The sequence below is a fragment of the Bacillus sp. NPDC057893 genome (genome assembly GCF_042796455.1).
Taxonomy (GTDB): domain Bacteria; phylum Bacillota; class Bacilli; order Bacillales; family Bacillaceae_G; genus Bacillus_A.
Window position 1 is genome coordinate 180,844 of the sequence record NZ_JBHVNG010000004.1, and the last position, 10,916, is coordinate 191,759.

The 10,916-nt window shown below is 34.4% G+C and carries 12 protein-coding genes and 1 pseudogene; 7 read left to right on the forward strand and 6 right to left on the reverse strand.

Annotation, left to right across the window (positions count from 1 at the left end):
• Positions 1-36: 36 nt before the first annotated feature.
• Complete coding sequence (locus ACFVQC_RS19345) at positions 37-1,539, reverse strand: malate:quinone oxidoreductase (protein ID WP_377898957.1); 1,503 nt, start codon at positions 1,537-1,539, stop codon at positions 37-39.
• Between the two features lie 420 nt (positions 1,540-1,959).
• Here ACFVQC_RS19345 and ACFVQC_RS19350 point away from each other — a divergent pair, with 420 nt between their 5' ends.
• Entirely contained in the window at positions 1,960-3,006 is a 1,047-nt protein-coding gene (locus tag ACFVQC_RS19350; protein WP_377898958.1) for a DUF2332 domain-containing protein, read from the forward strand.
• 362 nt (positions 3,007-3,368) lie between these two features.
• On the opposite strand, the gene ACFVQC_RS19355 is transcribed toward ACFVQC_RS19350, so the two are convergent.
• On the reverse strand, positions 3,369-3,851 hold the full coding sequence (locus ACFVQC_RS19355) for a hypothetical protein (protein ID WP_377898959.1): 483 nt from the start codon (positions 3,849-3,851) through the stop codon (positions 3,369-3,371).
• Positions 3,852-3,981: 130 nt separating this feature from the next.
• On the opposite strand from ACFVQC_RS19355, the gene ACFVQC_RS19360 reads away from it, so the two are divergent.
• The 3 genes from ACFVQC_RS19360 (at position 3,982) to ACFVQC_RS19370 (ending at position 6,198) form a co-directional block, all read left to right on the forward strand.
• Positions 3,982-4,560, forward strand: coding sequence for a sigma-70 family RNA polymerase sigma factor (locus tag ACFVQC_RS19360; RefSeq protein WP_377898960.1), 579 nt, complete (start codon positions 3,982-3,984; stop codon positions 4,558-4,560).
• Complete coding sequence (locus tag ACFVQC_RS19365; protein WP_377898961.1) at positions 4,550-5,548, forward strand: hypothetical protein; 999 nt, start codon at positions 4,550-4,552, stop codon at positions 5,546-5,548. The genes ACFVQC_RS19360 and ACFVQC_RS19365 overlap by 11 nt, the downstream gene beginning before the upstream one ends.
• A 137-nt stretch (positions 5,549-5,685) precedes the next feature.
• Positions 5,686-6,198, forward strand: coding sequence for an NADPH-dependent FMN reductase (locus tag ACFVQC_RS19370; protein WP_377899171.1), 513 nt, complete (start codon positions 5,686-5,688; stop codon positions 6,196-6,198).
• Positions 6,199-6,334: 136 nt separating this feature from the next.
• Here the strand turns inward: ACFVQC_RS19370 and ACFVQC_RS19375 are convergent, their stop codons facing one another.
• On the reverse strand, positions 6,335-7,171 hold the full coding sequence (locus ACFVQC_RS19375) for a COG4705 family protein (protein ID WP_377898962.1): 837 nt from the start codon (positions 7,169-7,171) through the stop codon (positions 6,335-6,337).
• A 518-nt stretch (positions 7,172-7,689) separates the two neighbouring features.
• Between ACFVQC_RS19375 and ACFVQC_RS19380 the strand changes: the two genes are divergently transcribed.
• Positions 7,690-8,247: a class I SAM-dependent methyltransferase gene (locus ACFVQC_RS19380; protein ID WP_201040285.1), complete on the forward strand. Its 558-nt coding sequence runs from the start codon at positions 7,690-7,692 to the stop codon at positions 8,245-8,247.
• Between the two features lie 60 nt (positions 8,248-8,307).
• On the opposite strand, the pseudogene ACFVQC_RS19385 reads toward ACFVQC_RS19380, so the two are convergent.
• The 3 genes and pseudogenes from ACFVQC_RS19385 to ACFVQC_RS19395 all read right to left on the reverse strand — a co-directional run.
• A pseudogene (locus ACFVQC_RS19385) lies at positions 8,308-8,496 on the reverse strand (BBE domain-containing protein); the annotation flags it as partial.
• 3 nt (positions 8,497-8,499) lie between these two features.
• Complete coding sequence (locus tag ACFVQC_RS19390; protein ID WP_002147121.1) at positions 8,500-8,985, reverse strand: GNAT family N-acetyltransferase; 486 nt, start codon at positions 8,983-8,985, stop codon at positions 8,500-8,502.
• A 52-nt stretch (positions 8,986-9,037) separates the two neighbouring features.
• Positions 9,038-9,418 carry a VOC family protein gene (locus ACFVQC_RS19395; protein WP_377898963.1) on the reverse strand — a complete coding sequence of 127 codons (381 nt, stop codon included), beginning with the start codon at positions 9,416-9,418 and terminating at the stop codon, positions 9,038-9,040.
• Positions 9,419-9,598: 180 nt separating this feature from the next.
• On the opposite strand from ACFVQC_RS19395, the gene ACFVQC_RS19400 reads away from it, so the two are divergent.
• Complete coding sequence (locus ACFVQC_RS19400) at positions 9,599-10,090, forward strand: nitroreductase (RefSeq protein ID WP_377898964.1); 492 nt, start codon at positions 9,599-9,601, stop codon at positions 10,088-10,090.
• Between the two features lie 215 nt (positions 10,091-10,305).
• The coding region (locus ACFVQC_RS19405; RefSeq protein WP_377898965.1) for an SH3 domain-containing protein at positions 10,306-10,916 on the forward strand (611 nt) is incomplete at its 3' end.

Consider the following 10,916-nt stretch of genomic DNA (forward strand, 5'->3'; position numbering starts at 1 on the left):
GGACGTTTTTATTATGTCGTTTTTAAAATCTATTCATTAATTGTGAACAGCTTCTTTTTCATTTAACCCAAGTGTGCGTCCTGTTGAAGCGTGAAGCTCTTGGAACAATCTTGGATTTTCTGTAAGTGACACGCCGTAAGAAGGGACCATTTCTTTTATCTTTGGCTCCCATTCTAGTATACGTTCTGGGAAGCATTTTTCTAATACTTCAAGCATAACGTGAACAGCAGTAGAAGCACCTGGAGAAGCACCAAGTAACGCAGCGATTGATCCGTCATTTGCACTAACAACTTCTGTACCAAATTGAAGTGTTCCTTTACCACCTGCATCAGTATCTTTAATTACTTGCACACGTTGTCCAGCAACGACAGTATCCCAATCTTCACTTTTAGCGTTCGGAATAAACTCACGTAATTCTTCCATACGCTTTTCGTGTGATAACATAACTTGTTGGATTAAGTATTTTGTTAATCCCATTTCTTTTACACCGGCTGCTAACATCGTTAAGACGTTATTCGGTTTTACAGAACCAATTAAATCAAGGTTTGAGCCAGTTTTTAAGAATTTAGGTGAGAAGCCTGCAAATGGTCCAAACAGTAAAGCTTTTTTGTTGTCTATATATCTTGTATCAAGGTGAGGTACAGACATTGGCGGAGCACCAACTTTAGCTTTTCCGTATACTTTTGCATGATGCTGCTCTATAACTTGTTGGTTTTTACATACCATAAATAGTCCACTTACTGGGAATCCCCCAATATGTTTTGATTCAGGAATACCAGTCTTCTGAAGTAGAGGTAGACTACCGCCACCGCCGCCGATAAAGACGAACTTTGCAGTATGGTGTTCGATTTTACCACTATTCATATCGTGTACTTTCACTTCCCACAAACCGTTCTTCGCACGTTTAATATTTTCAACACTGTGTTTGTAGTTTAGTTCGACATTTTTAGTTTTTAAGTAATCAAACAACATGCGTGTTAACGCACCAAAGTTAACATCTGTTCCAGAATCAATTTTCGTTGCAGCCACCGGTTCATTAGAGGTACGGCCTTCCATAATGAGTGGAAGCCATTTTTTTAATGTATCAGGAGCATCAGAAAATTCCATTCCTTGGAATAAAACGTTTTTTGAAAGCGCTTCAAAACGGTTTTTTAGAAACTCCACATTTTTTTCTCCTTGCACCAAACTCATATGAGGTAGTGGCATAATAAAATCTTGTGGATTACGAATTAAGTTTCTCTTAACAAGATACGCCCAAAATTGTCTTGAAAGTTGAAATTGCTCATTTACTTTTACAGCTTTACCAATATCTATAGACCCGTCAGATTTTTCGGATGTATAGTTAAGCTCACATAGCGCAGAATGTCCTGTACCAGCATTATTCCATTCGTTAGAACTTTCTTCTCCGGCATTAGCGAGTTTTTCAAATACTTTAATTTCCCATTCAGGTGCCAATTCTTTAAGTAATGATCCTAACGTTGCGCTCATAATTCCAGCGCCAATTAAGATAACGTCTGTTTTTTGCTGCATGTTGCTCATGATAATCTCTCCATCCCCTATATTGGCAAAAAAGAGTAGGTGTTTTAATATCTAAGCCGTAAAAAGAAAACACCGCCTAGGCCCCACCTAGGTATTTACCTTTTTTGTCTCAATTATATAACCATCTCATAGTCTATTATAATAATTAATAGACTAAAATATCTAGTGTTATCTGATAATTTTAAACTATTTAACGTTTTATTTCATAGAATTCTTCTGTCATAAGGGTAAAAAGCATAGTAGTAAAGCGGAATTTGGAGAAGAATTCCAGTTTGATGTTATCCCAAAAAAATTTCTATTTTTATGTCTTATCTTTGGAAACTAGTAAAATTCTATTTTTTTAACATCTAATTTGACAAAATAGAGTAAATGATAAAAAAATGGTAAGATTATTCTGAAAATAAAACAGGAGGGATACCAATGCTTACAAAAGAACAAGTTGCAAACTTATTTCGGGATTTTTCTGTAAATGAATGTAAAGGATCGAGTCCTTTATACGAATACTTATCAATAAAAATTTCTGAAGATGAGGAAGTTCTTACGTTAGCTTTCAATGCACAACCTGGTCAGCCAATCCCGAACTTATTATTAGGTGCGGTCCACTATTTATTGTTAAAAGGAAAAGAACACAGTTTAAAAAGGTATTATCAAAGTTTAGTTGGAAATGCTCATATAAATTTTGAAAATGCCTTTTACCAATTTAAAGATTTTTGCCATGTATATCGAGAAGAAATTATCTCTTTATTACAAACGAAACTTGTTCAAACGAATGAAGTAAGACGATGTGCCTATTTGTATCCAAGTTTTTGTTACATATTTAATAAAGTGAACAAACCGTTAGCGTTAATAGAAATTGGTACAAGTTCAGGATTACAACTATTTTGGGATCAATATAGTTATTCATATGGAATGGAAGAAGTGTATGGAAATACACAATCGAATGTTCATTTAACCTCTGAAATAAGAGGGGAGAATATGCCGAATCTGCTAAAACAAAGTCCACCTGTTGTAGAAAGAATCGGACTGGATTTACACGTGAACGATTTAAATGATGACGAAGACTATTTATGGTTACGAGCGCTTATTTGGCCAGAACATAAAGAAAGACTGGTACTATTCGATCAAGCAGCAGAACTTGTAAAAGAACAATCAGTGCAATTAATTGAAGGAGATGGTGTAGTGCTTCTACCATCCATTGTAGATCAAATAAGGGAAGATGCAGTAATTTGTATTTTCCATACACATGTAGCGAATCAAATACCAGAAGGTGTGAAACATACGCTAGAAAAACAAATTAAAGAAATTGGTGCAAAACGTGATGTATTCCACCTATATAACAACATGTGGGACCGGGACCTTCATATTGATTATTATATTAATGGAAACGAATATTGTGAAACGGTTGGGGAAACAGAAGGGCATGGAAAATGGTTTAGTTGGGGGTTTGGGGATAAGACGTTATGCTAAGGTAACTCTACTGGTCATGGGCTTTATCATGTATATTTCAAATCAATAAGATGAGGGAAGAATCTTGAGTAGTTTGAACAACATGGAGAAAAAAGCTAAATCACGGTATAAATGGTTACAGGAATAAAAATATAAGTAGCACACAAAAATGCTTGGGAGAAATCCAAAGCATTTTTTGAATCATTATGTAATTCTTTTAAATTTAATCACTCGTTTAAGAGTCACATTGTAATAAATATTCGTACAAGAAAAATACAGTAAACGAAACTTAGAAATTAACCTGCTAATTTAAATGATGATAATGTATATTGTTATGCTAATTTGTAAACTATCTTCGATACTTCTCCACAAAAATCAACTTTTTATTTATTGGTAAACTCATCGGGTGTCCAAGTAGCGATTTCATTACCTGGTGCAGCAACTACAAGCCAATCCTCACATTGGACCCCAGCTTGCCAACATTCATAATAGTCATGAAAACCATTTACAAACAAGATTTGTCCGTTCTCAAGTAGGATAAGCAAATGTGGAGTTTCCTTACCTAATTGCACGTCTATAACTTTCTGCCTTCTCATTTTAAAAATTCTATTATATTCTTCTTCCTCGGAATAATCGTCAAATTCATCCTCATTAGAAGGGTACTTTTCTGGTGGAGTATTAAATAAACACCATTTCGATTCGATGTTGACATATAATTGCCCATCATAATCAACTGCAGCTTCAAAATTTGTAAAATGAATCTTTATAGTTGCTGGAGAAATACCAAATTGCAATCCATCAACTTGTGCTCCTATGAAGAGGTGTTTTAATACCTTTTCTGCATAAAGTTTGTCTTCTTTGTTCATTATACGAATCCTCCTTTCTGTAAAATATATATTATATTTTTATTGTAATAAATAAATTTTTATGTAAAATGAACTTTTTGTGAGAAACGGACGAATATTGTGTGAAGGATCATGAGAGGGGAACGTAATTTTGGATGAAGTAGAATTAAAAGAATGGCTGTATAAAATGGAGTCTGGGGACCAAGAAGCCTTTCAAGTTATTTATGAATTAACAAGTAAAGATATTTATAGAACAGTAGTATTTTTATTAGGGAATCAGCACCAAGATGTAGACGATATAGTTAATGAGGTATACATCAAAATGTGGAAGTCTGTAACGAATTATGATATGAACCGTTCATTTCGTTTTTGGTTACATGGACTAGTTGTCAAGCAAGTACAAGATTGGCGTCGTAAATCGTGGCGGCGATTTCGAATCTTTGAAAAGAAGAAAATGTATGAACAAGATCGGTCTTACATAATGGATGAAGGTATTTTACATAAAGAAACACGTAGTGAATTAGTGGAAGTTGTACAAAAATTATCTTATAAGCATCGTGAAGTTGTTATTATGCGTTACTTCCATGAATATAGCTTGGATGAAATTGCCGCACTTCTTCAAATCCCTGTTGGTACAGTGAAATCTAGATTACATACAGCTTTAAAACGATTAAGAACAGAAATGGAGCATATGCCAGCCATAAGGGAGGGAGAAGTAAATGGATTTTGAAAAATATATAACGAATGAATTGAAAAGAAATGCAGAGACACTCGAACCATCTACTAATCTAGAAAATAAGGTGCAAACTTCTTTTCATAAATACCAACAAATGAAAAAGAAAAGGAAAACTTCTATGAAGAAAAAGTTATTACTTGGCTTTGTAGCTGCGGCTGTTCTAATACCGACCGGTACGTTGGCAGGTACGACATTAATGGATAAAATTGTTGGGACACCAGAAAAAGCAAGGCAAGATATAGGAATGACTGAGGATGGTTATAATGGGGTAATGGAACGTATAGAAATTGCTAAAAGTATATTTACAGAAGAGGACTTTGAAAAGTATGTAGCTTTATTACAAGAATCGTATCATTTTTATAAGAAAGTAAGTGTCGTAGAGAATGGAAAAAGACAATATACAGCTACCGATCGTCTAAATGCTGATGAAGAAAAAAGAGATACAGAGGTAATGAAACAATTAAATACATATGAAGAAAGAATAAATCAACATTTTACCTATACATTTGAACAAGCTGAAAAAATAACTGGTTTTCCGATTAAGCATCCTACATATATTCCAGTTGGACATCAACTCGTATTGGAAGAGGTAAAAGCCGAAGCGACATTAGGAAAACCTATGCCACTTATTACGATGAGATATGAAAACCGAAATGTAAAAAAACAGCCACATACTTCAGAAGCAGAATTAGGTTTTACAATTCATCAATTTGAAATCGTTGAGGGAGAATATAAAGATTATTTTATTGATAGACCATTTGATAAACCATCTGAAAGAGGACCTAATTTTTCTGGAGATATAAAGAAATATAAACTAAATGGGTATGATGTTACATTTGGTGAGTATAAAGAATCACATGTCCGGGCTATGAAAATAGTAGTACCTGCAAAAGAAGGAAGAAATGCATACCAAGTGTATATAAACGATAGTATGTTATCTAAAAAAGAGCTTGAGAAAGTTTTACTTTCGGTGGTGGAATAATGCATGGTATATAGAGAATAAATGCAAAGCGATGAAAGAAATGATATTCGATTTACGAAAACATAATAATATTATGTAAACAAAAACGGATGTGCATTTGATAAGTGATTCAATATTATTGATTTTTCTATGGCTGCATAAGTATTAGGAAAGGATCATCCAACACAAACATATTAAAAGCTCTAGCCGCATTTATTCCTGATGGTGTAGATTACACTATTTATAAGGGAATAGTGGAACTTCTTCATTTTAATCCGGATGTAGATCGAGTTGGAGCTCCTATTGTTGTTGAAGAATTTCGAAAGACATTAAGTGAAGCACATGCACTTATTATTTGTACGCCAGAGTATGCAAAAGGTATTCCAGGAGTTTTAAAAAACGCATTAGAATGGCTTGTATCGTCAGCGGAACTATATAAAAAACCAGTGGCTATCATAACAGCTTCACCGTCGATTACTGCAGGGGATAAAGCCCATGAATCATTATTACTTACGCTAGGTATGCTAGATACAGTTGTCGTTCAAAATGGTTCGTTATTAATCCCGTCTGTGCGTACTAAATTTAGTGATGATGCAAAAGTTACAGATGAGGATACAAAGCAAGCTCTTATTTCTTTAATTCAAAGTATAGTAGACGAAATAAGGGAATAATGATTTGTTTTATAAAAAAGGCAATACTACTGGTAGTTTAAACGTAGTATTGCCTTTTCATTTTCTTTTGTTTGAAATTTTGTACTAACGATTAGGCAATCATGTCACCTATTTTAAGGTTTAGACAAAATATATATTAATTTAGGCTCTGGCTCGCGTCTTTTTTCGTCTTGGTCAAATAAATAACTAAGCTCAAGATTATTACGAGGAAGATTACGCTTGTTCCTACCGTACCGAGACCAAGGCCACCGGAATCGTGAGGCTGTGATAAATAATCGCCAAAAGAGGCGCCGAAAGGACGAGTTAAAATATAAGCAATCCAAAAGGCCAACACTGCATTTAATTTGAAGCGGTAGTAAGCGACGGTTACAGCCCCAATTAATGCGGCGAATATGAGCGCTGAAATCCAGTAACCTAAGTTGAGACTCTCTGCTACGAGATCACCAGCTGCAGTACCTAAGGCGAAGGTGAACAGGATAGCCAACCAGTAGAATGCTTCTCGCTTTGTCGTGTAAATAGAGTGAATGGACAATGTCTTCTCACTCGCGTACCAAGCGGCAAAAGTCGCCAGTAGCGCGAGGGTGAAAACGATGGTGGTCGTCTCTAAAGCGACCCCGAAGTTGTCCGTAAGATTGTCGGTGACTAGCGTGCCGACAACACTAATCAGCAAGACAGTGAGCCAGTAAATTCCTGGAACATATTTCTTCAATTTGAACTGGAAGAACAGTGTGATGAGCAAGAGAGCACTCATAACAAAGGTCGTTTTAGTCAAGCCAAAGTTCAGGTTTGTATTTAAGAAGTCTGCGCCTGTCTCGCCTACAGTAGTTGCCATGATTTTGATAATCCAAAAGAAAATCGTGACTTCTGGAACCTTGTTCAGCATCTGCCGGCCTCGTGATGAAACGGAAGCGACTTCATCAGAAATGGATGGATTTTCTCTATTCTTATCCTGATCCTTCTCATAATAGTTCATGTAGGATTCCTCCTTATTAGTTTTTTATGGCCAGCGCCAGTTTATATACAGAGTGTAACTAATAAGAATGAGATTCAGATGAAATTTGGATGAAAAAATCATTAAAATAAGATGAAAAAAAGAAATTTCTAAAGTGTCTTTTTTATTTAACAAATACAGTTAAAAAAGTATATCCTTTTTTTGTTCGCGACATTGAAAATACAGCAAAATTGATACTCTTCATTTGATATCCTAAGTTGGTCGTTTTCTGCAAAATAATAGTTTGATATGGAGTCTATACAAGCATGACTCACATGCCAAGACCGTCATTATAACAAGTGTTTGGCGCTATTATACTTGTTTCTCCATGTTAAAGCATGTGTGACTTATTGTTTTGCAAACAACAAGGTGGTGACTAATCGATTAAGTTTCTTTTGTATTTAGGGGACATTAAGAATATCTTATGTATTTCTCATCAGATTTTAATATTTTTTTAGTAGTGTATACCTTGTATCCTACAAGGAAAGAGGAAGAAGACTATGCATGTACTACATTTTTTAAGTGAATATATAAAGCACCCAAGAACTGTAGGAGCAGTATTGTCAAGTTCTAAGCAACTTGCAAAACAAATGGTAGCCCCTATAAATTTTGAACAAGCAAAATGCATTATTGAGTATGGACCAGGAACTGGAGTGTTTACGGAACAGCTCATTCAACATAAACATAATGAAACAGTATTGTTAATCATTGAGAATAACGTACAGTTTTACCGTATACTTCAAGAGCGATATTCACACATGGAAAATGTGTACATTATTCATGACTCTGCCGAATATACGGAAAAGTATGTTCAGAAATATAAAATTACCCAAGTGGATTATATTATTTCAGGATTGCCATTTACCAGTTTATCCCTTGATACTTCTACAAAGATATTACAGGTAACAAAAGAAGTATTAGGGGAAGAAGGGAAATTTATTACTTTCCAATATACACGCTTTAAACAACAATTTTTCCGTTCTTTTTTTGCAAATATTGAGGTGAAGAAAATAAACTGGAATATTCCACCGGCTTTCGTGTTCACTTGCTTTATGTAAGGTGATGGGGAGGTACGAAACCAAATCACTATCATGCAAAAGAAATATAAACGATAACTTTCATTTGGGACTGTAAAAAGGCGAAATACTTTGCGGGAAGTTGAAAATATTTTTCGGGTCATATCTAGCCTTTAATTCCATTAACCGATCAAAGTTACAGTTGTAGTAAGCATCTGGCCAATCTTTAATGGAGAGGTCAGGTGTATTAACGTAAACACCTTTTTTGAATGGAAGCATCACCTTTTTGTATAGTTAAATATATTTACTCAAAATCTCCCCAGGTAATCCATCAATCTCACAAATTTTCTCAGATGTAAAACCGATGTTTATTAATATTTTTCGAGAGGGGATATTATTTGGATCGATAATTGCTTTTAGTACGTTTACATCAGTATGCTTCGCTATTTCAATTAATTCTCTTGCAATACAACTACCATATCTTTTTCCCCAGTGTTCTGGCAATAACATATAACCAAGTTCAGCTTCTTTAAAATCATCCTCATTTACTGTTATATGTCCAAGTCCGATAAATTCATTTGTTGCACTGTTATAAACTTTATAAGATCCATACAGTTTATGTTTTTCATTGCGCCTTAACAATTTTTCATAGTCGTTTTGTGCTTCATCTAACGGAATGGTGCGCTCTGTAATTTGTGCCATTACTCTTTCATTTGATACGAGCAGGAAGTAGTGATTAAAATCTGTTGCTTCAAATTTTTTGAAATGTAGCTTATGCATATGCTTCCTCCAAACTAATTTTCATTTGTACTTCAGAAAAGATAAACGATCGTTAAATAGTGATTTCTATTTGATTGCCTTCTGGATCGTTTATTACACTTTCGTAATAGCCATCTCCAGTGAAACGTGGTCCATTTAATAAAGGATAACCAGCTTCTTTTAACGTTTTTGTCAGTTCATTTACACGTTCTTCACTTCCAACAGAGAAAGCCATATGTGCATAGCCAGTTATAATAAGATTAGGCTCGTTCTCTATACCTTTCTTACGCATAATTTCAAGGCGCGCTCCAGATTCGAACGTAATAAAATAAGATTCGAATTGTTTTGCTTCATTATGATATAAAGAGTTTGCTTTGCCGTTGAAATATTTTGTATAAAAAGTGCGCATTAATTCTAAGTCATTTACCCAAATTGCGATATGTTCGATTTTCATAGGTTTCACCAATCCTATCTGTACTAATTAGGCTTCCACTGTATAAAAGTTGCATTTACATTGCAAGAAATGTGATTGGGTGTTAAAGATAATTGTTAATTTTGGGTTGTATACGTACATACAATGTGTAATTAAGTGAATGACTTACATAGAAATTACAGAAAAGGGTGAATGAGACTTATGAGTCAATTAGAGCAAACAATGTACGTTGGTGTCATCATGTCTATTGTACTATCCGTAATGATTTTGGGGTCTTTATATTATAATCCTCGTCTTTCGTTAAATGATTATCCAAAAGATATTCAAAAGGTAGTTTTTCCGAAATCGATTAATGAAAAAAAGCAAACGATTTACTTTAGTATTGCATACAATGTGATTCTCTTCGGTACTCCTTTCGTTTCAACATATATACTACATCAACATGAAAAACTATTGTATATTGAGGCCTATTTACATAGTTTTAGCATTTTAATGATTTTCAATTTAGTAGATTTATTAATAATCGATTGGCTTATATTTTGCTGGATTACGCCGAGATTTGTTGTTATTCCTAGTACGGAAGGGATGAAGGGCTATAAAGATTATAAGTTTCATTTAAGCGGAGCGATAGTGGGTATTCCTTTTTTAGCAATCGTAAGTTTATTTCTGGCAGGAATTGCGACGACTATTTAGTATAAAGAAGAAGGCTAGGAAACGTTTATACAAGGTAAGGAGATTTATAATTTATAGAATTATAAATGAGAATTTGATACTATTGAAGTAAAGGGTTCTAATAACATCATATTAAGCGATATCGATATATGGTTGCAAATGTTTTGATATTCCGTGAAATCACCTAATTTTATGGAAGCATTTGATAGAACTCAAAAAACGCAATGGAGGCTAATATGAAAAAAATAATTGGCGCAGCAACAGCAACAGTTCTTGGATTGGGGGCTTTTACCACATCTGCTATCGCAGAAACTATCGTAACAGCGGATGTACTCAACGTACGTGAAAAGCCAACTACGGAATCAAAAGTTGTCGAAAAAGTAAAAGAAGGACAAAAGTTAAAGGTCATACATACTGAAGAAGGATGGTCAAAAATTGATTTAAATGGTAAAGAATTGTTTGTAAGTTCGGAGTATACAAAAGATATTTATCATGTAACAGCAAACCTATTAAATGTACGTTCTGAAGCAAACACAGAATCAGAAATTCTTGGCAGACTGAAAAAAGATGATGTAATTGAATCAACTCATCAAGTAAAAGACGGATGGCTACAATTTGAGTATAAAGGAAAAACAGTTTATGCAAATGTTTCTTTCCTATCAAGTACAGCACCAATTGAAAAGAAAGTTGAAGAGAAAACGAAGCAAGTAGCGAAAGTACAAAAAGTGGTAAATGCAAAGGAAGAAGCAAAAACGCAGAAAGTAGCAAAAGCACAGGAAATAGCAAAAGCGCAGGAAGAAGTAAAGGTACAAGAAGAAGCAAAGCCTAGGGAAGAAGTGAAAGTACA

Excerpts from the sequence above, each read along its gene's own strand:
- ACFVQC_RS19345 (WP_377898957.1), bottom strand. The coding sequence starts at position 1,539 with ATGAGCAACATGCAGCAAAAAACAGACGTTATCTTAATTGGCGCTGGA.
- ACFVQC_RS19350 (WP_377898958.1), top strand. The coding sequence starts at position 1,960 with ATGCTTACAAAAGAACAAGTTGCAAACTTATTTCGGGATTTTTCTGTA.
- ACFVQC_RS19355 (WP_377898959.1), bottom strand. The coding sequence starts at position 3,851 with ATGAACAAAGAAGACAAACTTTATGCAGAAAAGGTATTAAAACACCTC.
- ACFVQC_RS19365 (WP_377898961.1), top strand. The coding sequence starts at position 4,550 with ATGGATTTTGAAAAATATATAACGAATGAATTGAAAAGAAATGCAGAG.
- ACFVQC_RS19375 (WP_377898962.1), bottom strand. The coding sequence starts at position 7,171 with ATGAACTATTATGAGAAGGATCAGGATAAGAATAGAGAAAATCCATCC.
- ACFVQC_RS19380 (WP_201040285.1), top strand. The coding sequence starts at position 7,690 with ATGCATGTACTACATTTTTTAAGTGAATATATAAAGCACCCAAGAACT.
- ACFVQC_RS19390 (WP_002147121.1), bottom strand. The coding sequence starts at position 8,985 with ATGCATAAGCTACATTTCAAAAAATTTGAAGCAACAGATTTTAATCAC.
- ACFVQC_RS19395 (WP_377898963.1), bottom strand. The coding sequence starts at position 9,418 with ATGAAAATCGAACATATCGCAATTTGGGTAAATGACTTAGAATTAATG.
- ACFVQC_RS19400 (WP_377898964.1), top strand. The coding sequence starts at position 9,599 with ATGAGTCAATTAGAGCAAACAATGTACGTTGGTGTCATCATGTCTATT.